Origin of the sequence: Sporosarcina sp. BP05, assembly GCF_014282005.1 — a bacterium.
In the GTDB taxonomy this organism is placed as follows: domain Bacteria; phylum Bacillota; class Bacilli; order Bacillales_A; family Planococcaceae; genus Sporosarcina.
This window is the reverse complement of sequence record NZ_JACFTD010000008.1, coordinates 168,207-191,844: the sequence shown is the minus strand read 5'-3', so window position 1 is coordinate 191,844 and position 23,638 is coordinate 168,207. Positions and strand designations below refer to the sequence as shown.

The window sequence follows — 23,638 nt, the reverse complement described above, 5'->3', positions numbered from 1 at the left end:
GGGAGCCTAATGGATACAATACTTCTCCTTACCATCCTAGTCGTCGTTTTCGCACTCGCTTTCGACTTTATCAATGGCTTCCATGACACGGCGAATGCAATTGCAACATCCGTTTCGACCCGCGCGCTGAAACCGCGTACCGCTATTTTAATGGCAGCTACAATGAATTTCGTCGGAGCGTTAACATTTACAGGTGTCGCAAAGACAATTTCTAAAGACATTGTCGATCCATTTGTTCTTGAAAATGGTTCGCTTGTCATCTTGGCCGCATTAACTTCCGCTATTTTGTGGAATTTGATTACCTGGTATTTTGGAATCCCATCCAGTTCATCCCATGCATTAATTGGGTCAATCGCTGGTGCAGCTATCTCAGCGGCAGGTTTTGGCATTTTAAATTACAGTGGTTTCATAAAAATATTACAGGCGCTCCTCATTTCTCCATTCATCGCACTTGCAGGCGGCTTCCTTGTGATGTCCATATTCAAAGTGACTTTGAAGAACAGGAATTTATTCAAGACAAATAAACGAATTCGCTATATGCAAATCGGAACAGCGGCGCTTCAATCGTTCACACACGGTACGAACGATGCGCAAAAAGCGATGGGGATTATTACAATGGCACTTATCGCGGCAGAAATGCAGACTTCAGATGATATTCAACTTTGGGTCCGGATTGCTGCGGCAACTGCGATGGGTCTTGGAACTTCCATCGGTGGCTATAAAATCATAAAAACAGTCGGCGGTAAAATAATGAAGATTCGTCCTGTGAACGGAATTGCAGCTGATTTATCATCTGCTGCAATCATTTTCGGCGCAACGCTTATCCATTTACCTGTCAGTACAACACATGTTATTTCGTCTGCAATAATGGGTGTAGGCTCGGCCCAGCGTGTGAAAGGCGTCAATTGGGGCATGGCTAAAAAGATCGTTATCACATGGATTATTACATTACCGATTTCAGCATTAATCGCTGCGATTGTCTATCAAGTTCTTAACTTGTTTTTTTAATTCAAACATTTCCCTTGCAATGTCCTAATATCCCTGTTATGATAAAGAAGAATTATTTTTGTTCGGCATGATGGTCTCGAATAAATCTTGACCGCTTCAAGACTTGAGCAAGGATAGTAATACAATGTATGCACAAAGCATACGAGGAGGAAACACACATGGAACAAGGTAAAGTGAAATGGTTTAACGCAGAAAAAGGATTTGGCTTCATCGAACGCGAAGACGGAGACGACGTATTCGTACACTTCTCAGCTATTCAAGGAGAAGGCTTCAAGTCTCTTGAAGAAGGTCAAGATGTTACGTTTGAAATCGAGCAAGGCCAACGCGGTCTTCAAGCTACAAACGTTAACAAAAACTAATTTGAATTAACCATTCAAAAGCCATTCCCTTCGGGGGATGGCTTTTTTCTTCGTCCACTTTTGCCACAGTCGCATAGCGATTTCCGCTGAGTAGCCCGCATTGTCATGACTAACTTCGGCCGGACCATGACTTTAACGCCTATTGCCATGACTAACTCCCCCATCCTCCTTCGATAAAAGACATTCCCATCATTTTCCGTTACTATAGAAGAATAGAGTCAATCTATACACAGAAAGGAATGATTGTATGCACACACTTGCGCGTTTTGTAACAAGCGCACATAAATATATCATCTTTGCATGGATTGCAATCTTCGTAGTATTGACGTTTTTCGCGATTAAGTTGCCAGGACTTCTTGAAGGAGACGGCTTCAAAATCGATGGCGAGCACGCTGCCGTCATGAATATCGTGTCCGATGAATTCGGCATGCCTGCAGAAACCATGTTCATGGTTTTTGACAATGTTCCCGATGACAAAATTGAATCTACTCTCATTAAAGTAGATAACCTTAAGGTTGCTTCAGAAATCGTATCACCACTAGACAACGACCCACAATACAAAGAAGGCGCTTCTTACGCACTTCTTCATTTTGATAATCAAGACAAAGATATGTCTGCCATCGTCACGGATATCCGCGAGGCCGTCGGTAATGAAAAAGGAATTACACTTACAGGTGCTTCCGCTATCTCAAAGGATATTAACACTGCCAGCCAACGTGACTTGATGACGGCTGAGGCAATTGGGTTACCAATCGCGATTATTATACTTCTTTTCGCTTTCGGAACTGTCGTCGCTTCATTCGTACCGTTAATTATTGGTATTGTGACTGTCGTATCCTCATTCGGTGTATTGGCCATTCTTGGTGGAAAAATGGACCTGTCCATTTTTGTCTTGAACATCATCCCGATGCTTGGGCTTGGGCTTGCGCTTAGTATCGACTTCGCTTTGTTGTTCATCAGCCGGTATCGTGAAGAACGCAAAAAGAGCGATATGAACGAAGCTATCTCCACTACGATTCGAACAGCAGGAAGATCCGTCATCTTTTCCGCCTTCTGTGTGTTCATCGGACTCGGCGCAATGATGCTGATCCAGGTCGAAATTTTCCAGAACATCGCAATCGGTGGAATGATTGTCGTCGCAATGGCTGTTCTCGCATCTATTACCCTGTTACCGTCCGTACTTATCGCTCTTGGTGATCGGATTAATAAATGGCAGCTATTGAAAGAAAAGTCGGGTGAAGCGAACGGATGGCGCAAATTTGCCCACGCTGTTATTAAGCGTCCCGTTATGATAACAATCGTTGCGTTTATCCTACTCGGTATCGCAATAATTCCTGTGAAAAATATGGATTTATCAATTCCAGCAATTGATTCATTGCCAAAGTCTTATGATACCCGTCAAGCTTTTGAATTGATTGATAGAGAGTTTGGTCTAGCTGACCAGGCGGCTGTCTATGTCATTGCAGAACGTGTGGATGGCTGGGAGGATGAAAAAGGTCTCCAATCCATGAAAGCACTTGAAAAAGAACTTTCAAACGATCCACTTGTGGATCAAGTAACGACGATTTTCACCGCAAGTGACATCGATTCCGTAAAACAATGGGAGCAAGCGATGCTGGTGCCTGATTTAGCTGCTGGGCTAACCCCTCTTATTGAAACGTTTGTAAAGGATGATAAGCTAATGATCCCCGTAACGATTGGGGCGAACGGCAGTTCAGACGCCGCACAAGATTGGGCGCGAGACTGGTCCGACAAGCAAACAGAGTGGAACTTATCCATCGGCGGTCAACCTAAGTTCAATCAGGAAATTTTCGATGAAATCTTCGATAAGGTTCTGTACGTTCTCCTGGTCATCGTCGTATCGACGTTCTTCATCCTAATGATTGCTTTCAGATCAATTTTAATTCCGATTAAAGCAATTCTCATGAACATCGTCGGATTAGCTGGGACATTCGGAATTCTCGTCTATATTTTCCAATATGGACATTTTGGATTAGAAGAGGGCACGATTGCACTCATCATTCCCGTCATCATCTTTAGTCTTGTCTTTGGACTAAGCATGGACTACGAAGTGTTCCTTATCTCGAGGATGCAGGAAGAGTATGCGAAGACGCTAGATAATGATCATTCAACAGTCGAAGGGCTTGCGTCAACAAGTAAAATCATTACTTCTGCAGCACTCATCATGATTGTCCTAACGGGGGCATTCGCCTTTACGGACGTTATGCCGGTGAAACAGATTGGTGTTGGTATCGCAATTGCAGTCGCCATCGACGCAACGATTATCCGACTGTTACTCGTTCCAAGCCTAATGAAACTGTTCGGCAAATGGAACTGGTGGCTACCGTTTAGAAAAGGAACCTATAAACCTGGGAATTGGCACTAAGAAAAGCGGAAGCGCCGTTTAGACGTGATGGGCATAAGTGATAAAGGAAGGCAGTCTAAGTTCGCGACTTCCTGTCGCAACGACTGCATGCCTGCATCCTTGCAGGCACGACGTGGCGCTCTTTGCCACATAGCTGGATTGCTTATGACCCAAGCCATCTGACCGCTGGAGCTAGACACCGACCCCGGTGGAAAAAACGTATACTTTCTTAGCATAAGAAAAAGCGCACCAAGGATTAAAATCCCTGGTGCGCTTTTTAATTTAACGATAATCAACTTCTTCTATCAATTCAACAACCGTCACAAGTGGCGCCATCCCATTTTCCATATTATTAATTGTTGCCTGCATCGCGAAATAAACAGCTACAATGCTTACTAGTATGAATAGGATGAGGCCGATGACGAGGGTTTTGCCTTTCATTCAGCATCATCCTCGTCTTTGGCTCTTACGAATTCCTCTTCAATCAAATAGACGTCTGCTTCGTTATAATCACCGAAACTTTCTTCAAGATTCAAGCCGTGATACAAGTTCCAGAAGCCTTGCTCTTCCATAAGGATCAGCTCTTCACCTTCATTGTTCACAAACCTTTGTACAATAGCCTGCGGTTCAGGCGCACCTTCAGATAAAGCCTTGATAGAATCTGCAATGATTTTCCGCAGTTCCTCTTCTGAAGCTTCACGGATATTGACCAGACCACGTTCATCCGCATCGTATCCAGGAATTCCTGCTACATAGATAAAACCGTTACCGTTCGGATGTAAGTGCTGAACGACGACTGTTTTTTCATATAAGCTCTCTTCAAAATGATAGTTGACCCGTTTCATTGACACGTCTTTACGTGTAAGTTCGGGAATTGTTTCGATGATCTGTTGTTTCTCTTCAAACGTCAACATATATGTCCACTCTTTTCCACTCTGATTTCGTTTAAGTATACCATTATTCTTCTTTTACGGATAACCCCAGCACACGCGCGAACCCAATTGCCTGATCTTTTGACACAATACAGCCGGCAATTTTCGGCAGCGTGACCTCAATCCAGTCATATGTACTATCCGACAAGTCAACGCCGTTCAAGTCCGTTTCGGTGAAATTGATATTATCAAGCTTACATACCTTAAATTGCACGTTATTAAATGAGCTTTCATAAATATCACCATCTGTTAAATTACACTCAGCAAACTCGACTTCCTTCATGCTGGAGAAGCTGAAGTTAATGTAGCGCCCGTCACATTCCTTGAGTAGCGTGTGCCCCACTTTCGCGTTCGCAAAGTCCGCACCTGTCAGTTTCGAATTTACGATTTCACATCTGTGGAACATGGCACCCTGAAAATTAACATTGGATAAATCGCATGTATCAAACACGACATCAACAAATTCCGCTCCTGCCAAATCACTTCCTGCAAACGATACATCCTTAAAGATCACATCATCGAAAGTCAGTCGTTCACCTTCCGCACCGGTCATATGGCCACCGTCAATGCGGACTTTTTCAATGTATCCTTCATTATCGAGAATCGCTTCCACCCGCATGGCCTTATGGGCTACGGATAATTTCGGTTTCTGTCGTTTACTAACCTTTTTTTTAGTCATGAATGAGTCCCCCTTTAGCGTGTTTTCCATTCCGTTATAATAATAAAAATAATAATAACCGCAATCGCGAGAATATAAAACCAGCTTGGAACACCGCTAATTCCACCAAACATCTTCCTCGCCCCTTTCTCTACTAAACCCTTTTCACGCCTGAAATGACGGTGAAATCGATTGTTATGCTCTGTATATCCATCGCTAGCGCCTCTTCAATCTTTTCCTCACTAGCGCCCCATGTGAGCGGCGTCATGCGGATAAGCGGTGCAAGAAGCCCAGCCGGTAATGGAAAGACATACGTAATCCGTTCCGTCTTGACAGCATCATAATGTTGCGCGAAGCGCGTGACGGGATCCGTATCATCTATGCGTTCTTCATCGTCATAAAAGATTGCTCGTAACTCCTTTAGATAACCGCTTTCCGGTACTGCTTTCACGAATAATCCATCCGGTTTCAGAATACGTGTAAACTCTGCGTAATTCGCCGGCGATAAAATATTTAAAATAACGTCGAATTGGCCTTCTTGAAACGGACAGTTTGCCAGGTCTGCGACGCCCCAAATTGAGCCTGGATACTCTTTCGTTGCCGCAGTAATTCCCTCTTTCGCGAGATCAATGCCTACCCCAGTTGTTTTGCCCGGCAATTGTGAAAGAATTGCCGACAAGTGCGTGCCTTCCCCGCAACCCGCGTCCAGGATGAAAGCCTGCTCCCGTCCTTCTATATGCGCATGGACTTTATGTGTAATAAACTCCAGAACCTGATTAAAAAACCCGCTGCTCATTACCGTTTTCCGTGCTTCAAACAGCGATTTATCGTACTTCGTCACATGTGCCTGCGGAGCCAAGTTAACATAGCCATTTTTCGATAAATCGAATGAGTGATTATCTGTGCAAACGAGCCGTGACTTGTCCACCATAACCATTCCTGACGCGCAGATTGGGCATCTGAATACATGAGAGTTGTTTTCCATCACTTGTGCATTGAACATTTTTTTAGATATAGTCATACGTTGAAAACTCCGTTCATCTGTTGTTCTATTAGTATACAGCTTTTCGCTGAGTACTGGAAATGGAGCGAACCCAGTTTATACCGTCACACAAAACACCTTCTTACTGTATTCAACTAGTCCCAAGGGGTTACAATAGCAAGTAGGAGGCGATTCCATGAAACGATTATTCCTATTCATCCTTTTCATTGTTGCACTTTTTTTCACAAAACCGTACTGGGAAGAACCAGTCTCACAATATGTCGACATCTCATTTCTTGAACCCGTTGACGAAAAAATCGATACTCTTTTGACGAAAGAATCCCTCGACACAGCAATCCATTCCATTAGCAACACCATAGATAAAGCGCTATCTTACTTAACTTCAAAGACAGCTGAAATCGAAGAATCTATCCCTATTGCAGAAAAACCAGTGTTGAATAAACCCGTAAAAACGCAGGTCTCAATCCACAATATCGAACTCGGTAGCCCACAAGAAAAAGTGACAACCGAACTTGGGGAGCCAAAAAGTCATTCCATGAACGAATACGGTACCGAATGGTTTACTTATCACGATGGCTATCAAAACTTCGTCATGGTTTCATTCGATGAAAAACAGACAGTGAACGCCATTTATACAAATGATGACCTCATTTCATCAACTACTGGCATCAAATACGGTTCTCTGAAATCGACTGTGCGCGAAACATTCGGCGAACCGATTACAGAAATCCGAAAAGGGTTGAACATTTTCATGCTCCAAGAAAGTGAAGGTTTCGACGTCTTTAAATCAGGCGACACCTACACTTACGTTTTTTATGATTTGCATCAAAATGACGAAGTCACAGCCATTCAGCTAATTAACGATTCACTGGAAAAGAAAAAAACCGGCATCTATGCCGGCGGTGATGCAAACTTACGAAACGGTTTCGAACAACAACTTTTCGACTTAACGAATGCAGCGCGTGTCCGTCACGGGCTTTCTATCCTAAAATGGGAGTCAAACGTAGCAGGTACAGCACGTAAACACAGTGCCGACATGGCAGATAATGATTATTTCAGCCATGAGAACAAGCAAGGCAAATCCCCGTTCGACCGAATGAAAGATGACGGCGTCAGTTTCCGGGGAGCGGGTGAAAACCTGGCGTATGGCCAATCAAGCAGTATTTTTGCACATGAAGGCCTTATGAATTCCGAGGGGCACCGTGAGAACATTTTGTTGGATACTTACAGCCACCTTGGTACAGGCGTTTCGTTCAATGAAAAATTGCAGCCTTACTATACGGAAAACTTTTTGTTGAAATAGGGCTAGGTTATGGTGATTGATTGATTAGTTGGGCGGGTGTGTGGGCATCGGATATGAGTGGTCGCACGGCGTATATAATCGCTTAAGAACCGCTCTTCACTTCCGCGCACGCAATCCGGTCACCTGAATTACCCGCCGGATCCGTTTTGTAGTCATCTACTTTTTCATGAATAACAAGGGAACTGCCGTCAGCATCGAGAAGTGAGTTCTTCACGTCCTGCTTTAACGTAACCAAGGCGGTCGTCACTTCTGCAGTGATTTTACCTTCTGCATCGACTTCGAGGTTCGGTAAATCACCTAAATGAAACCCTTTAGGATTATCAAATCCGTGTTCTTTATGACCCGGGTTGAAATGACCTCCAGCAGATTTAAAGTCAGGCGGTGTACACACAGCGATTTCATGAATATGAATGCCATGTTTGCCAGGTGACAATCCCTCAGCCTGGATGTTAATTGTCACACCGTCAATTCCTTCGACAAAGCTAGCCTCACCAATTTTATTTCCTTTCGTATTCAAAATCGGCGACGTCACCGATTGAACGTTTTCCCCAGTGACTGGTAACTTCACTCCATTCTTCCCACACCCACCGGCAATTAGAAGGACAGACAACATGATGGACAATACAATTTTTTGTTTCAATATGATTCCTCCTCGATATCTATTCACTATGGAGGATGGCTTTAATTCATTTTAATATGTATGAAAAATTATAATTGTTCCCCTATCTTTTATTTCCATTTACGTCAGGGTAATCAATCAACTATTTTATCCATTTCAATATATTTGGAAGTTGCAGCTGATAAAAATAAGTAAACAAAAACCGCTGCCAACTCCACTTTTGTGGAATTAACAGCGGTTTTTCATTTACGCTAGTACTAGTTTTTCAAGATCCATTGGTGAAATATATGTACCGTCTTTATAGACGCGCATATTACCGCCAGAAATTTCGTCGATCAGCATGATGTTACCTGTTTCAGCATCGCGTCCAAACTCAAGTTTAATATCATACAAGTCAAGACCTTTTGCTGCAAGTTCTGCTTTAACTACGCCTGAAATTTCTTTCGTCAACGCTTCAAGTGTAACGTATTCATCTGTCGTCAATAGACCGAGTTGTGCAAGCCCATCCTTGTTAATCGGCGGGTCTTGGCGATCGTCGTCTTTTAGCGTAACTTCGACGAATGCGTCCAGGGGTTGTCCCTCTTCGCAATACGCGCCGTATCTGCGCAAGAAACTTCCAACTGCACGGTATCTACAAATCACTTCGAGACCTTTACCAAATACTTTCGCAGATCGTACTGTCATCGTTACTTCATCAATATTAGCATCTACATAATGAGTCGGAATATCTTTATCAGCCATTTTCTCAAAGAAAAACGTTGTCATCCGCAATCCAGATTGCCCTGCACCTTCAATCGATAAGCCGACTGTGTTCGCACCAGGATCGAAAACCCCGTCTTCTCCGGTTACATCATCTTTAAATTTCAGCAGCACATTGCTGTCGTCCAGTTTATATACATCTTTCGTCTTTCCTTTATATATGAGTTCCATGTTTATGTTCCCTTCTATAGTAGGATGAACGTTCACCTTTAGTATAATTGAGAATCGTCATAAGAAAAAGAGTTATTCTTAAATACCGGATAATGTTCTTCCTGTCACACGATTTCGACCATCTTCTTTTGAGCTATAGAGCCGTTTATCCGCCCGCACTAAAATTGTATCCACTGTATCTTCTGCTACATATCCAGTCACACCAAAACTAGCTGTAATGTTCCCGACTTCGTCGAAGTTATGGTCTTCTATCACCTTTCGCAACCGCTCCGCCACATGGAAAGCCTCGCATTCAAGAACGGGAGCAAGGACCATGAACTCTTCTCCTCCCCACCTGCCAAAATAGTGGTCTTCCGTCATTTCACTCTTAACAAGCCGGGCAACCTCCCTTAACACATCATCGCCCACTTTATGTCCATAGGTATCATTCACGTTTTTAAAATAATCAATATCAAAAAATATGATTGATAATTCCCGATCCTCCCATTTTCCATCAATGAAAGATGTCATCCATTCATCAATCTGATAGCGGTTTGCTACTTGGGTGAGCGAATCTAAATAGAATTGCCTACGCATGACATCCACTTCCGCATGCGCTTGAATTAATCGATGAGCAAAAGAAAAAACGACAATGTAAACTGCAGTTGATATATACAGCTGTATAAGCGAATCCTTGAATTCTGTTGTTAATTTCCCATACACCATAAGTCCTGGAACAATTGATAATATTAATAAATTTGCCGATGTCAGAAGTGCCCACTTTTTCTCCATCGACATGAAAATAAACATGATGACAAGAGGCGTCCAAATAATAAATGTACTCAATGTCTGATTTCCACCAAGATCAATGCTGTTTACGATTTCAATTATCAATGTGAATAGGTAGTAGATGAAAAACAATGTAAACATGAGGTATTCAACTACCTTCAACTTCCAATTTCGATAGGTCATGAACCAACCGGCTACAAAAAAACAACAAAATATGATACTTACATAGAATTCTACTGTATAATCCTGCTGAACAACCTGAATGAAAAGCTTTGTTGCCGCGACGATGAAAACGCCAGGTATTATGAACAAATAAATAATCCGTTTCCAATCATTTAAATCATTAATGTTTTTAAACATACCTGCGTACCCCTTCACTTCCGGACTTGATCTCTAACGTTATATATCTTTATCATAAACCTTGAACTACTACTTTGCTTACTTATTGCCCTAAAAACGGATACTCCAGGAGGTATTTATTCTTATTTATATAAAAAGTAAGTCTAGACTTGATGGTATTGAGTTTACTGGGCTCTACGACAGTAAGTAAAACTTTCTTCCTTTCTATAACCCATCACCCATTTTTTGAAATTCCCACTCGTCTACTTGCATACACTTGTTGTATACTTATTGTAGTAAATCTATGTTTAATCGAAAGCGAGTGGAACTTCATGGGCCGTAAATGGAACAATATCAAAGAGAAAAAAGCGTCAAGAGATGCGGACACGAGTCGCATTTATGCAAAATTCGGACGTGAAATTTACGTAGTAGCGAAGCAAGGTGAGCCAGATCCTGAATTGAATCAAGCGCTAAAATTTGTTGTAGAACGCGCAAAAACATACAGTGTACCAAAAGCAATTATTGACCGTGCGATTGAAAAAGCAAAAGGCGGTTCAGAAGAAAACTTTACTGAGCTTCGTTATGAAGGATTCGGACCTAACGGCTCGATGGTTATTGTCGATACACTGACAAATAACGTCAATCGTACAGCATCAGAAGTACGTGCAGCATTCGGTAAAAATGGCGGTAATATGGGCGTCAGCGGATCCGTTTCCTATATGTTTGACGCGACTGCCGTTATCGGACTTGAAGGCAAGTCAGCTGACGATGTGCTTGAACTGTTAATGGATGCGGACGTCGAAGTGCGTGATATTTTGGAGGAAGAGGAATCGGTCATCATCTATGCTGAACCCGACCAGTTCCACGTCGTTCAGGAAGTATTGAAAGGTGCCGGTATTACTGAATTTAACGTTGCTGAAATAACGATGCTTGCACAAAACGACTTAACTCTTTCACCAGAAGCACAAGCACAATTCGAAAAAATGATTGATGTCCTCGATGAGTTGGAAGATGTTCAACAAGTGCATCATAACGTCCACTTAGACGACTAAACGCAACTGTTCATCCTTTCATTCATTCCATTGACATGCTATGCTACTAATAGATTGACAACTTCATACCATATTCGACCATTAGGGGAATCCTTTTAAAGGACTGAGAAACGAGTTCCACTCCGCTACCCTTATCACCTGAACAGGTTTGTACCTGCGTAGGGAAGTGGCGTGTCTTCCTATCAGTGCATTCTAATGCCATCGACAGACCACTTTCCATACCTGGAGAGTGGTCTTTTTGTATAGAGAAAAGTGGGAAGGCGCCGCACAGCACCGAAAAGCGCTGGAGGGCCGTAAGATAAAGGCGTTTTTTGCCTTTAACTTACGGACCGAAGCGACTCGAGGGGCTGGCGGCTGCAGCTAGACAACACGAAAAGCGGAAGGCGCCGCCCAGCCCCGACAGGCATAAGACGGTTTACGAAGAAGGCGCTCTTTAGCCTTCGCAGTAAAACGACTTTCAAGGATCACAGCCTAAGTACGCCGCGTCCTGCGGCAATGGCTGCGTGACTCACATCCTGCGAGCCTCCGAGGGGCTGGCGCCTGTAGCTAGACACCATGAAAAGCGGAAGGCGCCGCCCAGCTCCGACAGGCATAAGTCGATCCAGAGACGTGGCGCTCTTTGCCACATAGCTGGATTGCTTATGACCCGAGGAGTTGGCGCCTGCAGCTAGACACCGTTCCGTGGTAAAAACCTTTACTATTTCTTTTGGATAAGGAGAAGTTTAATGAAAATAATCGCCGTAACAGATGACAAAATGGAAACTAGTCAATTGCTTCATACCTTATTATCAATCGAATCTTCTATAGACGCCGCCATCTTACGTGAAAAGTCTAAAACGGATTCAGAAGTAATAGCGTTGATTCAACAATTAATCGAATCGGGCTTTGATTCAACCAAACTAATTGTCCACGGGCGAACGAATGTCGCTTCAATTTCGGGGATTAAAAAAGTACAACTACCCGGATACGACGCACCGCTAGCGCTACTCAAAAAACAATATCCCGTTATCTCATTTGGCAGATCTGTCCACTCTTTGGATGAAGCTGAAACTGCATATAAGGTAGGTGCCGACTGGGTTCTCTATGGTCATTTATTCGAGACAAGTTCAAAAGTTGGCCTACCGCCCCGCGGAACCGATGAGCTTTTTCAAATCATTGAATCGCTACCCATTCCAGTTTATGCGATTGGCGGCATTCAACCGCACCACCTACCGAAATTAAACCAAGGCGGGGTTGCAGGGATTGCAGTGATGTCATCCATTTTCGGCACTGACAATCCCGAAATTGCCGCGACAGCCTATAAGGATGCCAGCCATGTCACAACAAGTTGATATAGTCGTAATTGGCGGGGGGATTATCGGTTGCAGCATTGCTTACTATTTAGCAAAAGAGTGCTTGTCAGTTCACCTTGTTGAACGCGATAAAATCGCCCAAGGCACCACTCGGGCAGCCGGTGGAATGCTTGGTGCTCACTCTGAATACTTAAATGACACCTTTTATTCATTCGCACGCGAAAGTCAGGCACTGTATAAAGAATTTAAGTGTGAAAAAGATGCCGACATCGGTTATACAACTGGTGGAATTGTTCAATTCGCTTGTTCCGAAGAAGAACGAATTGCCCTCTCCCGCTGGAATAACGCAGCTTATCTTTCAGCTGAACAAGTTCGCGAACAAATTCCGAATGTCGCCCCACCTGCTTTTGGCGCATATCTTTTTAAGGAGGATGTCCATGTTCATCCCGAAAAGGCTTGCCTGGCATTTTGCTCAGCAGCTAAACGTTTGGGTGCAACTGTTTCAGAACAGGCTCAAGTCGATGAGATCACAACGTTGCATGACGGCTATCAGATACGCATTGGAGCGTCCGTTATCACAGCAAAACATGTGGTCATTGCAGGTGGTACAGCGAGCGCCAAGCTTGTGCCAGGGCTTCAAATGACCGCAGTGAAAGGCCAATGTATGCAACTCAACATGATGGGCAGGCACTTACCTTATACACTTTTCCATAAAGGCTGTTACGTCATTCCTCGCCCGGATGGAACGCTGGTCATCGGGGCTACGATGGAACAGGGACTTACAGATTTGCAGATAACAGACGCCGGGAATCTGACGTTGAATGCGATTGCAGAACGTTTTATTCCTGGTCTTTCTCACCTTCCTGTTATGAACAGATGGGCAGGTCTGCGTCCGAAAACCGTTGATGAATTGCCGTATATCGGTCGGGTTGCCGGGAACAAGAATTTGTATATCGCGGCGGGTCATTTCAGGAATGGGATTTTATTGGCACCCGCAACTGCCTGCTTGATTCGAGATTTAATCGTCGGAAATCAAGTGAATATAGAGCGGATTAAGGCATTTGATCCGAAAAGGGGGATTTTTCATGAAGCGAACAATCGAACTGAACGGCAATCGGTATGACATGCCCGCGGAAGTTGGGAATGTGCAGGAACTGCTAGGGCATCTGGAACTTGCGGAACGCATCGTCATCGTGGAAATGAACAGAGATATTCTTGCGAAAGACGCATATGACTTGCCCATCAATGACCGCGACCAAATTGAAATCATTCACTTTGTAGGAGGAGGATAATTATGCTAACAATCGGCAATAAAACATTCAATTCAAGACTGCTACTAGGAACAGGAAAATACCCGTCATTTGATGTTCAAAAAGAGGCGGTGCGAGTATCAGAGTCAGAAATTCTAACATTCGCAGTAAGACGTATGAATATCTTTGAACCATCACAACCAAATTTCCTTGAACAACTTGATCTGTCAAAATACACGCTATTGCCAAATACAGCGGGCGCAAAAACAGCTGAAGAAGCGGTGCGCATCGCGAAACTGGCAAAAGCATCAGGGCTTTGCGACATGATAAAAGTTGAAATCATCGGCTGTGACCAATCATTACTCCCCGATCCAGTAGAAACACTTCGCGCAACAGAAATGCTGTTGGATGAAGGGTTCATCGTCCTTCCTTATACGTCGGATGATGTTGTGCTTGCGCGCAGATTATGCGAAATGGGTGTTCACGCAATCATGCCAGGTGCATCCCCAATTGGATCAGGGCGCGGTATTTTGAATCCACTCAACTTGTCGTTCATCATTGAACAATCCACTGTACCGGTTATTATCGATGCAGGAATCGGTTCGCCGAAAGATGCAGCTTATGCGATGGAGCTAGGTGCGGACGGGGTATTATTGAACACAGCGGTTTCAGAAGCTGGAGACCCCATTAAAATGGCCCTTGCCATGAAACTCGCAATCGAAGCAGGACGACTTGGCTATGAAGCGGGTCGTATGCCTGAGCGCGATTACGCGGTTGCGAGCAGCCCTACAGAAGGGCTTGTAACTATTTGAGCGAGAGATATTCCCGCCAGGAGCTATTTGCCCCAATTGGCGAAGATGGACAGAAAAAAATACGTACGGCAAGTGTTTTCATATTAGGTGCCGGTGCGCTTGGCTCATCTGGTGCTGAAATGCTTGTCCGTGCAGGCGTTGGGCGCGTAACGATTGTTGACCGGGATATTATCGAGTGGACCAATCTGCACCGCCAGCAACTGTATACGGAACAAGACGTCATCGAGCAATTGCCAAAAGCGGTTGCGGCGGAGAAACGATTGACTGCGATTAATAGTGATGTAGCTATAACAGGAATTGTTGTCGATGTCACGTCGCAAAACGTTCTTGATTTGATGGCAGACCATGATTTAGTGTTGGATGCAACAGACAATATTGAAACACGGCTGCTGGCGAACGATGCGGCGCTAAAACTCGGCATCCCTTTTTTCATGGGCGCATGTGTCGGTAGTTACGGCCTGACGTTCCCGATTGGTATTCAAGACAATCAACCGTGTCTGCATTGCTTACTAGAGACATTGCCATCACAGACATTGACGTGCGACACAGTTGGCGTCATCAGCCCGATTGTTGTTACGACAGCTGCTCGTCAAGTTGCTGACGTGTTGAAATATATAACGGGAACACCATTCGAACCAAAACTTGAATCCGCTGATTTATGGACAGGCAACCGAGCTTCAATTGGCGTTTCAAGCATGAAGAAAGCCGGTTGCCCAAGCTGTTCCAAAAATGCTGTGTATCCGTTCCTTTCAGCCCATGAGTCTATGAAAACAGCGGTGCTTTGTGGACGTGACACCGTCCAATTGTCTTTTCCTAAAGGTAGAAAGTTTGAGCTCCTCCCTTTCGCCGAATCAATTCGCGGAACTGTTTCTAAATTAATCCACAATCCGCATCTCGTTGCCTGTGAATATAGCGGCCACCGCATCGTACTATTCCGTGACGGCCGCATGCTTGTGCATGGAACGAAGGATGTTGTGACAGCGAAGAAAATTGCGGCGCGGTTGTTGGGTTGATGATTTAACTGGGTATTTATCAGCGATTGCCATTAAGCTATTTTCTGCTTGGGCAAGACATATATCATATTTCACCATACCATTAGGAACATGAGAATCCGGATTAATACGGGTTCTCTTTTCTTATTTTCATCAAGCCAAGCACAAATTTCTACCTGAAGGAATTTCATCAAACGTTTAAGGGTATACAGCAGTTAACATTTTAAATAGACATACGTATAATAACACGCGTATACATAGATATTCCGAATTACTGATTTAGTTATACGACAGTAATAGGGTTTAATCTGCTGTGGTTACGGGTATTTAGATATATAATTCGGGAATTAAGATTACTATCTTCGAGCAATTATACGGGCCGCGGATTAAAAAACAGTCGAGGAGGCAATCATCCATGTTCCGAACCTATCAAACGAAATTGAAGAACGGGATGATTGTTCTTCTTGATTATAGTGAAATTCCTGTTTACGTCTATTTCCAACAGTACGCTAAGGAATTTGGTCGGATAGAGAGAAGGTTGTTTGTTGATGTATACGTTCGAAAAAAACCGACAAATCAGCTAAAAGTAGAGTATTGTGCAAACTATCAACTCACCGCAAGGCAATACAACAGCATTAAAAACCAATTGGATGGCCGAGTATCATCGAAAAAAGAAGTAACAAAACTACATATCGAAGAAACGAAAGAAAAGATTTATCAAACCAGAAAATTCCTGACGAAAAAGATTGCACAAAAAGAAAAGTCCCAAAACACTTTAGTAAAAATGAGAGGAGATGAGCCTTCTTTTTTGAAAAAAGTGAACAGTTACCGGAAATTAAAAATGGCTATTCATCAAAAAAAGAGGAAGTTACATCGTTTACAAGTAAAAATGGAACGCCTGGAATGTGATGAAAAGTGTGGCGTTGTTCGTTTGTGTTTCGGCTCGAAAAAGTTATTTCACAAGCAATTTCATCTTGCAGAAAATGATTTATCATTCGAACAGTGGAAAAACAACTGGGAAAAGGCCCGTGCCTCGCAGTTTACGTTTATCGGATCAAAAGATGAAACCTATGGCAATCAAAGTTGTACGTATGATTTGGAAAACCAATTGCGCATCCGTGTCAATCGAAAAAACGAAGGGAAATTCGGAAAATATATCGTTCTTTCAAATATACACTTCACGTATGGACAAGAAAATATTGATAAAGCAAAAGTTCCGACTATCGGTTACACAAAAGGCAAAGGAAACAAAGTCCGGTATTATCGAGCGCTGACATGTAAATTTATTTTTAAAAACAGGCATTGGTATCTCAATATGTCGGTTGATGTGGATACGCCTGAAATAAAGACATTACAAAATCATGGGCAAATAGGCGTTGATTTTAACGCCAGCTTTTTGGCTGTTACAGATGTTGATCGTTTTGGGAATCATGTGCATTCGTTTCAAGTCCCATTTAAGGCCTATCATGTGTCTACCCAACAAGCGAAACAAAGTTTAAGCGATGCATTAAAACGAGTTGTTGACTATGCAGTAGTAAAACAAAAGCCAATCGCCCACGAAAAATTAGATTTTAAAAAGAAAAAACAACAACTGAAACAGCTCTCGAATCGGCAGGCGAAAATGTTAAGTGGCTTTGCCTATTCTTCGTATCAATCCATGTTAACGAGCAAATGCCGAAAATACGGCATTGCAGTTGTGGCTGTTAATCCTGCGTATACCAGCCAAATTGGACAGCATAAATTTATGAAAAAGTATGGATTAAGTTCACACGGAAGTGCAGCTATGGTGATTGCAAGGAGGGGCTTGGAATTGAAAAAGACAGAACAGGTCCCCACCAACCGGTTAATTCAAGGAAATCAAGATTCAATTATGCTAAAAAAACGATTTGAGCAATGGAAAGAACTCAGCAAACAATGGAAGTCATATACTTTTGGTCAGAAAATCGAACTTTTATATCATGTATTTTAAGCTGAACTTGAACGATTGGTTGCCTTGCGATGGCAATGCCACACTGAACCTGTAAGGAAGAAAGTGTGCCCATGAAATCGCAGTTTCCGGCAACATACATGTCAATTAGTTGGTGTTGGATCACCCATCAGGGCAGAAATTCTGATCCTCAGAAGTCCCTAGATTCATCCAGGGATGACTGTGTGATGTCGCTGTATACCTTTGATGTGAAAGTGAAAGCCTTTCAATGCGAATCGTAAGGGGGGTTCCGTTCTTGCCCTTGCGTGGATGTCTACTTATGTATACATTCTTTCGAACGGTACCATTTCTATATAAGGTTCGTTACAATGGAGGTTCTAACAAATTATTTTATCCTTATTCAAAACAACAGGAGGTTGCTATGTTCTTCTTAGAAGCAAAACGTATTATTGTCGTCATCTTTGGTTCCTTGTTACTTGCAATCTCACTTAACTTCTTTTTAATCAATGCAAATGTCTATGCCAGCGGATTCGCAGGTGCTGCGCAACTGACATCTAGTGTATTTAAAGATTTTTCAGGCATTGAAGTTAGCACCGGTATTCTATTGTTATTATTTAATATCCCGGTCTTTATATTAGGGTGGTACAAAGTAGGTAGAGGATTTACCATCTATAGCATCGTGTCCGTTATCTTTGTTACGATTTTCTTAGAACTCTTACCCGTTCTATCTGTATCAGACGATATTATTCTAAATGCAGTGTTTGGCGGTGTAATTGCGGGAGTGGGCGTTGGGATTTCGATGAAATTAGGGGCTTCTACTGGCGGAATGGATATTATCGCCATGGTCCTGTCACGCTTACAAGATAAGCCAATAGGAACCTATTTCTTACTGCTGAACGGTGTCATAATTGCCTTAGCAGGCTTTCTCTATGAACTAGAAAATGCGTTGTATACGATGTTAGCGTTGTATGTAACAACAGTCGTGATTGACGCACTCCATACACGTCATGAAAAAGTAACCGCCATGATTGTTACACAAAAAGCAGATGAATTGCAGCAAGCGATTCATCAAAAAATGGTACGCGGCATAACGATTCTTCCCGCAAAAGGTGCGTATTCGAAAGAAGATAAACATATGCTTTATCTCGTCATCACTCGTTATGAATTATATGATTTGGAAAAAATAATTAGCGAAACAGATCCAAATGCGTTTACAAATATTGTTCAAACTGCTGGCGTTTACGGATTCTTTAGACGTGAAGACGATTAAGTTAAATGAGTTCGTAAAGTATAAAAATGACTATACATCAATTGATGTATAGTCATTTTTATTACCATCACCTACCGAAATTTTTCATGCTGTCCTGTAGTTGTGCGATCCGTTTCAAACCATCTTCTCTTGTACGTTTGTTTTCATCTTCAATCGCTCTCGTTTCCTCAAGACCTTTTACGATTGTGCTCCAACTCTCTTCAATTGTTTCAATTTTAATACTCGGACCACCCGCAGTACGAGCGATTTCAACACTTTGTCTAGCGATATTCTGCGAGTTTTTGAGTAGCATTTCATTAGTCCTTTTATCAAGTTCATCCATAGAATCCGCCACAAGTTTTTGACGTTTCGCAGCAACAGCTTGGATAATACCGTTTTTAAATATTGGAATCGTTGTTATGAATGCCGAATTTATTTTCCCAATAAGTTTCGTGTTTCCGCGTTGTAGGACTCGAAGCTGAGGTGCTGTCTGCAATGCGACCATTCTAGCCATCTCAAGATCATACACCCGTTCCTCAAGTGACTGAATCGCATTACTCATTGTATCCAATTCCATCTGCGCTAACTGATCGCCGCCCGCTGATCTTTGTTCAAGACCCGGAACGAGCGCTCTCAGCTCTTCAGCTTTAATCTGCCCAGCTACAACATACTTTTCAAGCGCCATATAATAGTTATAGTTTTGGTCATACATTTCATCCATATTGGTCGTTGAACGAATCATTTCATCTTTATACTTTGAAATTTCGATGTGTATGCCTTCAATTTCCTTGCCAAGCGTTTGGTATTTACCGAACACTTTTTCAATTAATTTATCCCCACGTTTGAAAAATTTCCCCAAAAAACCTTTTGGCTCGTCAAAGTCATTTTTATCGAATTTATCCATCGTTTTCCCAAGTTGTTTCAACATTTCGCCTGAATCAGTTACACTCGACGAACGCATAGAAGCCAATATGCGATCCGCAAACGTGGAAATTTCAACTGCCGGTTCTTTGCCGAATTCTAATAATCCGGTCTGATTTCTAGTATCGATTGATCGGACTAAGTTTTGGACCTCTGGATCCTGTCGCAACTGTAAACGTAGTGCTTCCGCTTTATTTTCAGTCAATACTTCCACTTCATAATTCTTCGTTTCTTCCATGACAATCAATCCCTTCCGTTAAAAAGTCGATTTAAAAAACCGCTTACAACTGATACATCCTTTTTGTTCTCCTGGAAAGATAGATCGAACACCATATCTTCTAACATATGATGATCAAAATACTCTTTTCCTATAAAGTGCTCCAGATCATTGTGACCGGGTGGATTGTATAATACGATATCAAGTCCAATTTCATTCAACAGTAACAGCAATGCTGCATCCGCCCTAGACAAAATACCATTAATTTCATTGTTATATAAAATCACTTTGGGAATCTCTTGCGCATAATCAAATGTCTGCAAAAGATTGATCAATTCTTCCGGTATAGAAGTTGCCTGTGTAAATAGATAGAGTGCGACTTGTTCCGGCGTTTCCCCCGGTTGAGCCTTCATTTTGGAATTGGCACAAATCCTTGAAATAGCCGCTGCAAGTCCTTTTTGAGCACCATCATGTAGTTGGCCGTACTGCCACCAGTTTCCTTGCATCATTTTTTCCGGTACTAAACGACCGTCTTTGCCAAGTGCATGTTGGTAATGGTATTGATTATTCGCTTTAGTTTCTTGTATAAAAGGGAATTTCTTCACTACTAGACAATTCGGTTGACTAGTGAGCCGATGCATTTTATCCCAATACTCTTTTCGACTGGTCGAAACGCCAGAAACTTTTGCGAACAATGCAGGTATCTTCACTTCATCGCCATTGGCCGAAAAGCTTGGGCGTATAAACGCCTTTTCTTTCGCCAATAGAAAGATCTCGTCATATGTCGTTTTTAATGTAACTGCCACGGGGAGATGGTTGCGGAATTGCCATGGCTTATAATAAGCAGAACCTTCATGGTGAAGTACATGATCGATTTCTTTTGAAGCACGGTACGCGACTGTCCCTTGTCGTTTCGGCTCTTCTTGTGGGAAAGGTTGAATTTTCATCGTGGTCGGATATTCAGTCAAGAACGACCATTTGCTTTCAGGATCAAGCTCTTTAAATTCGTCTTTCCCTTCCGGATGAAGAATAACAACATCCATTCCCAACAAGATGGTGTAGAACAGAAAATACATCTGACTTTTGTTCATATCGCCATACCAGATGATGTGAGGTATATCTTTATCGATTGGTGTTCCCTTCACCCATGGATCGATGTGATTCCACGTCCATTTAATGATATCCAGAAAAACGCGTCGGAATTCCGGATGATGAAATGCACCCGCATGATTTTTCTTGAATAGTTCAAGCACCTCAATAAGTGCTGACCTGACTAATCTATTGAAATCAGGGTCTTCTCCGTATTTCGGAAGCAACTGTGCACCCTCCAAAAAGGCAACAAATCGATTAATCGATAGATTCGGTTGTTCTTGAATAAGATCATAAATACGTTGGATGGATTGAAAGCGTTCCGGCGGCATTGTCTTATCAAGAGTTTCAGACAATACATACACTCCAGGGGCCTGGCTAGCTGTGTATAATTCAATCATATATTCTGTTTCATCGAATCCTGATCCGACAATACGTGTAGCAATCTGACTGTATTGTATACGGTCTTCTCCCAATTGATAATCAGGGCGGGCGGCAATTGGTTTGCTGAGTTCGGTCGCCCAATTCGAATAATCAATCTTCTTTAACATCAGTTTCCTTATCATCTTCAATCCCCCCAATCACCTATTTTTATGCATCAATGGAAGGTTCGTAGTCCGATAGCTTCACCGGATTCCAGGAATGAATTGGAGGCGCTTCGAAAGAATCGTTTCAATGATTTCCTCCGATGCCAATATCCCTGTTTTTTGTGTCATTCCAAGGTGACCAAATGTAGCTGCCGCTTCCCCGTGACGTGGTATCAAACCGAAATCCGCCTGCTCAATCAAGCAGACATCCAGATTGGAATCACCTGCCGTATAAACCGTTTGCTTTCCTTCTTTTTTCGCAACATAGTTCACAGCATCCCATTTATTAATGAATGATGGAATGAAGTAAACCTTCCTGCCTTGAACTGAAAAGGACCAGCCATGCTCTTCCGCCCACTGTGAATAATACTTGACCCGTTCAGTTGATAGCGGTGGGTTGATAATCATGTACAAAAAAAATCCATCTACCACGCGTATCGAGTTCAACCAAGACGCATCCGCAGTCTCTTCTATTTTCCGCTTGACATCATCTACTGAAGCGGCACTTCCATCTATTTTAGTGCAGATATAATCCTGCCAATGCGTATCAATCTTTCCATCTTTTAGTACAACACCGCCATTACAAGTAATTGCATATGTAGGACGTATTTCTTCATGGAATAGCGAGACTCGACTATACTGTTCAGTTGTTCTTGTCGTTACTGGAACAAACATCATCTCTTCAGACAACTTGTGTAATAATGCAATCGCTTTTTTTGTCATGAATGAAATGTCTTTTCCATTAGCTACTTCAATAGTGCGAACAGGGATATTCAAGATTTCCCCGCCAAATCCCCGATGAGAATAAATCATTGTCCTGTCTAAATCACTTGCAAACATCATACTTTTTTCTCCAACGGTTTGATAAGTCCACAACAAGTATAAGTCATCTGTTCATAAACCTCCACAGGTACAGCCCTTTCCTTTGCCAATTGAAAAATGTGTTTAAGTCGTGGGTCATTTAAATCCTTAACCAGTATCTTCCAAGGTAAACGTCGTAGAAGAACACGCGTAGTTTCGCCAACACCAGGTTTGATAAGATTCACATTTTCAATTCCAAAGTGTTCCTGGATTAAAGCGATTGTTTTCATTCCCTGCCAAGTTGGCGTCATATCTGTTTGCTTTAAGGCTTCTTTCGCCGCTTCGATTAACGGGGCTGCCGCTTCAAATTCTGCCGTAATGACATCAATATGATGATTCGATACATCTTTATCTCGGAGTTCTGAATAGACCTTCGCTCCGTGGAAATCCGTCGAACCTATCCAACGGCTGTTTAGCACCGTGCGGCTGACTAGACCAGATACTGTTGAATTCAAGCAGGCGCTAGGAATTAGAAAATCCTCACGCGTACCATACAAAGAAGAACAATACCCTGGATCCGCCAACACAACAAGTTCATCGTCCAGAATGATGCCATATTTTTCTTTAAACAACTTAACAGACTTTGTCAGTTCTATAGATATCGCACCTTTACCTGTCCAGCCATCGACAAAAACGATGCGCTTATCAGGATGTTGACTCGTAATATACAGCATGGCATTTTCATCGATGCCACGTCCTCGGATGATCGATACGCTATAATGCGGTAAATTTGCTCCACATACCGCATGAATATAACGCTTCATCAAGATACCAATCGGAGTCCCAGCTCTCGCAAGGGAAACAAGTACAAGTTCCTCCCCTTTTTTCTCAATGAGGAGTTCCGAAACCGCGCCGACCGCTGTTGCTACTTTTCGCTTTGAAGTATGTAGCGATTCATAAAAAAGATTTAAATAAGCTTCGGTCGGCTCGTATTCAATGGGAAGCATTTCCGAATAATGGGCGCCGCCTTGAATAGCCTCTTCCCGTTCATTCAGACTTCTTTCAAGGCTCGCACCTGATAGATCTTTCAATAGAAAAACGACATCTTCAGATGAATAACTTCCTGTTAGCATTTGCGTTATTTGTTGCATCTTCTACTCACACC

The 23,638-nt window shown here is 42.7% G+C and carries 23 protein-coding genes and 1 riboswitch; of the genes, 12 read left to right on the top strand and 11 right to left on the bottom strand.

From position 1 onward, the window contains the following. Window positions 1-9 precede the first annotated feature (9 nt). The 3 genes from H2672_RS11910 (at window position 10) to H2672_RS11900 (ending at window position 3,753) form a co-directional block, all read left to right on the top strand. On the top strand, window positions 10-1,008 hold the full coding sequence (locus tag H2672_RS11910; RefSeq protein WP_186671580.1) for an inorganic phosphate transporter: 999 nt from the start codon (window positions 10-12) through the stop codon (window positions 1,006-1,008). A 158-nt stretch (window positions 1,009-1,166) separates the two neighbouring features. Continuing rightward, the gene (locus H2672_RS11905) at window positions 1,167-1,367 is read left to right on the top strand and encodes a cold-shock protein (RefSeq protein WP_067205063.1); all 201 of its coding nucleotides are present in this window, start codon (window positions 1,167-1,169) and stop codon (window positions 1,365-1,367) included. 247 nt (window positions 1,368-1,614) lie between these two features. After that, the gene (locus tag H2672_RS11900) at window positions 1,615-3,753 is read left to right on the top strand and encodes an MMPL family transporter (protein WP_186671578.1); all 2,139 of its coding nucleotides are present in this window, start codon (window positions 1,615-1,617) and stop codon (window positions 3,751-3,753) included. Window positions 3,754-4,014: 261 nt separating this feature from the next. On the opposite strand, the gene H2672_RS11895 is transcribed toward H2672_RS11900, so the two are convergent. From H2672_RS11895 to H2672_RS11880, 4 genes are all read right to left on the bottom strand, one after another. Then, window positions 4,015-4,173 carry a hypothetical protein gene (locus tag H2672_RS11895; RefSeq protein WP_186671576.1) on the bottom strand — a complete coding sequence of 53 codons (159 nt, stop codon included), beginning with the start codon at window positions 4,171-4,173 and terminating at the stop codon, window positions 4,015-4,017. Then, window positions 4,170-4,646 (bottom strand): hypothetical protein, encoded by a 477-nt coding sequence (locus tag H2672_RS11890; RefSeq protein WP_186671574.1) that lies wholly within the window; start codon window positions 4,644-4,646, stop codon window positions 4,170-4,172. The genes H2672_RS11895 and H2672_RS11890 overlap by 4 nt, the downstream gene beginning before the upstream one ends. 43 nt (window positions 4,647-4,689) lie before the next feature. Next, complete coding sequence (locus tag H2672_RS11885; protein ID WP_186671572.1) at window positions 4,690-5,343, bottom strand: pentapeptide repeat-containing protein; 654 nt, start codon at window positions 5,341-5,343, stop codon at window positions 4,690-4,692. A 133-nt stretch (window positions 5,344-5,476) separates the two neighbouring features. Next, entirely contained in the window at window positions 5,477-6,343 is an 867-nt protein-coding gene (locus tag H2672_RS11880; protein ID WP_186671570.1) for a putative RNA methyltransferase, read from the bottom strand. Between the two features lie 157 nt (window positions 6,344-6,500). Between H2672_RS11880 and H2672_RS11875 the strand changes: the two genes are divergently transcribed. After that, window positions 6,501-7,628 (top strand): CAP domain-containing protein, encoded by a 1,128-nt coding sequence (locus H2672_RS11875; protein WP_186671568.1) that lies wholly within the window; start codon window positions 6,501-6,503, stop codon window positions 7,626-7,628. Between the two features lie 82 nt (window positions 7,629-7,710). Here H2672_RS11875 and H2672_RS11870 read toward each other — a convergent pair whose 3' ends face one another. The 3 genes from H2672_RS11870 to H2672_RS11860 form a co-directional block, all read right to left on the bottom strand. After that, window positions 7,711-8,268: a superoxide dismutase family protein gene (locus tag H2672_RS11870; protein ID WP_255485747.1), complete on the bottom strand. Its 558-nt coding sequence runs from the start codon at window positions 8,266-8,268 to the stop codon at window positions 7,711-7,713. A gap of 225 nt (window positions 8,269-8,493) precedes the next feature. Continuing rightward, the gene (locus H2672_RS11865; RefSeq protein ID WP_186671565.1) at window positions 8,494-9,177 is read right to left on the bottom strand and encodes a phosphoribosylaminoimidazolesuccinocarboxamide synthase; all 684 of its coding nucleotides are present in this window, start codon (window positions 9,175-9,177) and stop codon (window positions 8,494-8,496) included. A 78-nt stretch (window positions 9,178-9,255) separates the two neighbouring features. Then, complete coding sequence (locus tag H2672_RS11860; RefSeq protein ID WP_186671563.1) at window positions 9,256-10,305, bottom strand: GGDEF domain-containing protein; 1,050 nt, start codon at window positions 10,303-10,305, stop codon at window positions 9,256-9,258. A 311-nt stretch (window positions 10,306-10,616) separates the two neighbouring features. On the opposite strand from H2672_RS11860, the gene H2672_RS11855 reads away from it, so the two are divergent. The 8 genes from H2672_RS11855 (at window position 10,617) to H2672_RS11820 (ending at window position 18,879) form a co-directional block, all read left to right on the top strand. Continuing rightward, the gene (locus tag H2672_RS11855) at window positions 10,617-11,336 is read left to right on the top strand and encodes a YebC/PmpR family DNA-binding transcriptional regulator (RefSeq protein ID WP_186671561.1); all 720 of its coding nucleotides are present in this window, start codon (window positions 10,617-10,619) and stop codon (window positions 11,334-11,336) included. 73 nt (window positions 11,337-11,409) lie between these two features. Beyond that, window positions 11,410-11,518, top strand: a riboswitch (TPP riboswitch). Between the two features lie 543 nt (window positions 11,519-12,061). Beyond that, entirely contained in the window at window positions 12,062-12,667 is a 606-nt protein-coding gene (locus H2672_RS11850; RefSeq protein WP_186671559.1) for a thiamine phosphate synthase, read from the top strand. Further along, a complete protein-coding gene (gene thiO / locus H2672_RS11845; RefSeq protein WP_186671557.1) occupies window positions 12,651-13,751 on the top strand; it encodes a glycine oxidase ThiO in 1,101 nt (366 codons plus the stop codon). The genes H2672_RS11850 and thiO overlap by 17 nt, the downstream gene beginning before the upstream one ends. Next, window positions 13,714-13,920, top strand: coding sequence for a sulfur carrier protein ThiS (gene thiS / locus H2672_RS11840; RefSeq protein WP_186671555.1), 207 nt, complete (start codon window positions 13,714-13,716; stop codon window positions 13,918-13,920). The genes thiO and thiS overlap by 38 nt, the downstream gene beginning before the upstream one ends. After that, entirely contained in the window at window positions 13,917-14,690 is a 774-nt protein-coding gene (locus H2672_RS11835) for a thiazole synthase (protein WP_186671624.1), read from the top strand. Before thiS ends, H2672_RS11835 begins: the two co-directional genes overlap by 4 nt. Continuing rightward, the gene (locus tag H2672_RS11830) at window positions 14,687-15,703 is read left to right on the top strand and encodes a ThiF family adenylyltransferase (RefSeq protein WP_186671553.1); all 1,017 of its coding nucleotides are present in this window, start codon (window positions 14,687-14,689) and stop codon (window positions 15,701-15,703) included. The genes H2672_RS11835 and H2672_RS11830 overlap by 4 nt, the downstream gene beginning before the upstream one ends. A 394-nt stretch (window positions 15,704-16,097) precedes the next feature. Then, window positions 16,098-17,651, top strand: coding sequence for an IS200/IS605 family accessory protein TnpB-related protein (locus tag H2672_RS11825; RefSeq protein WP_186671551.1), 1,554 nt, complete (start codon window positions 16,098-16,100; stop codon window positions 17,649-17,651). 379 nt (window positions 17,652-18,030) lie between these two features. Then, window positions 18,031-18,879 (top strand): YitT family protein, encoded by an 849-nt coding sequence (locus H2672_RS11820; RefSeq protein WP_186671622.1) that lies wholly within the window; start codon window positions 18,031-18,033, stop codon window positions 18,877-18,879. 67 nt (window positions 18,880-18,946) lie between these two features. Here the strand turns inward: H2672_RS11820 and H2672_RS11815 are convergent, their stop codons facing one another. The 4 genes from H2672_RS11815 to H2672_RS11800 are packed head-to-tail and all read right to left on the bottom strand — an operon-like array spanning window position 18,947 to window position 23,624. Next, window positions 18,947-20,017 carry a toxic anion resistance protein gene (locus H2672_RS11815; protein WP_186671549.1) on the bottom strand — a complete coding sequence of 357 codons (1,071 nt, stop codon included), beginning with the start codon at window positions 20,015-20,017 and terminating at the stop codon, window positions 18,947-18,949. A 5-nt stretch (window positions 20,018-20,022) separates the two neighbouring features. After that, window positions 20,023-21,651, bottom strand: a complete 1,629-nt coding sequence (locus H2672_RS11810) for a YceG family protein (protein ID WP_186671547.1) — start codon at window positions 21,649-21,651, stop codon at window positions 20,023-20,025. A 60-nt stretch (window positions 21,652-21,711) separates the two neighbouring features. Beyond that, entirely contained in the window at window positions 21,712-22,515 is an 804-nt protein-coding gene (locus H2672_RS11805) for a haloacid dehalogenase (protein ID WP_186671545.1), read from the bottom strand. Beyond that, window positions 22,512-23,624, bottom strand: coding sequence for a cysteine protease StiP family protein (locus H2672_RS11800; RefSeq protein ID WP_186671543.1), 1,113 nt, complete (start codon window positions 23,622-23,624; stop codon window positions 22,512-22,514). The genes H2672_RS11805 and H2672_RS11800 overlap by 4 nt, the downstream gene beginning before the upstream one ends. Window positions 23,625-23,638: the final 14 nt, after the last annotated feature.

Coding starts and splice junctions, on each gene's coding strand:
- H2672_RS11910 (WP_186671580.1), top strand. CDS start 10: ATGGATACAATACTTCTCCTTACCATCCTAGTCGTCGTTTTCGCACTC.
- H2672_RS11905 (WP_067205063.1), top strand. CDS start 1,167: ATGGAACAAGGTAAAGTGAAATGGTTTAACGCAGAAAAAGGATTTGGC.
- H2672_RS11900 (WP_186671578.1), top strand. CDS start 1,615: ATGCACACACTTGCGCGTTTTGTAACAAGCGCACATAAATATATCATC.
- H2672_RS11895 (WP_186671576.1), bottom strand. CDS start 4,173: ATGAAAGGCAAAACCCTCGTCATCGGCCTCATCCTATTCATACTAGTA.
- H2672_RS11890 (WP_186671574.1), bottom strand. CDS start 4,646: ATGTTGACGTTTGAAGAGAAACAACAGATCATCGAAACAATTCCCGAA.
- H2672_RS11885 (WP_186671572.1), bottom strand. CDS start 5,343: ATGACTAAAAAAAAGGTTAGTAAACGACAGAAACCGAAATTATCCGTA.
- H2672_RS11880 (WP_186671570.1), bottom strand. CDS start 6,343: ATGACTATATCTAAAAAAATGTTCAATGCACAAGTGATGGAAAACAAC.
- H2672_RS11875 (WP_186671568.1), top strand. CDS start 6,501: ATGAAACGATTATTCCTATTCATCCTTTTCATTGTTGCACTTTTTTTC.
- H2672_RS11865 (WP_186671565.1), bottom strand. CDS start 9,177: ATGGAACTCATATATAAAGGAAAGACGAAAGATGTATATAAACTGGAC.
- H2672_RS11860 (WP_186671563.1), bottom strand. CDS start 10,305: ATGTTTAAAAACATTAATGATTTAAATGATTGGAAACGGATTATTTAT.
- H2672_RS11855 (WP_186671561.1), top strand. CDS start 10,617: ATGGGCCGTAAATGGAACAATATCAAAGAGAAAAAAGCGTCAAGAGAT.
- H2672_RS11850 (WP_186671559.1), top strand. CDS start 12,062: ATGAAAATAATCGCCGTAACAGATGACAAAATGGAAACTAGTCAATTG.
- thiO (WP_186671557.1), top strand. CDS start 12,651: ATGTCACAACAAGTTGATATAGTCGTAATTGGCGGGGGGATTATCGGT.
- thiS (WP_186671555.1), top strand. CDS start 13,714: ATGAAGCGAACAATCGAACTGAACGGCAATCGGTATGACATGCCCGCG.
- H2672_RS11825 (WP_186671551.1), top strand. CDS start 16,098: ATGTTCCGAACCTATCAAACGAAATTGAAGAACGGGATGATTGTTCTT.
- H2672_RS11820 (WP_186671622.1), top strand. CDS start 18,031: ATGTTCTTCTTAGAAGCAAAACGTATTATTGTCGTCATCTTTGGTTCC.
- H2672_RS11815 (WP_186671549.1), bottom strand. CDS start 20,017: ATGGAAGAAACGAAGAATTATGAAGTGGAAGTATTGACTGAAAATAAA.
- H2672_RS11810 (WP_186671547.1), bottom strand. CDS start 21,651: ATGATAAGGAAACTGATGTTAAAGAAGATTGATTATTCGAATTGGGCG.
- H2672_RS11805 (WP_186671545.1), bottom strand. CDS start 22,515: ATGATGTTTGCAAGTGATTTAGACAGGACAATGATTTATTCTCATCGG.
- H2672_RS11800 (WP_186671543.1), bottom strand. CDS start 23,624: ATGCAACAAATAACGCAAATGCTAACAGGAAGTTATTCATCTGAAGAT.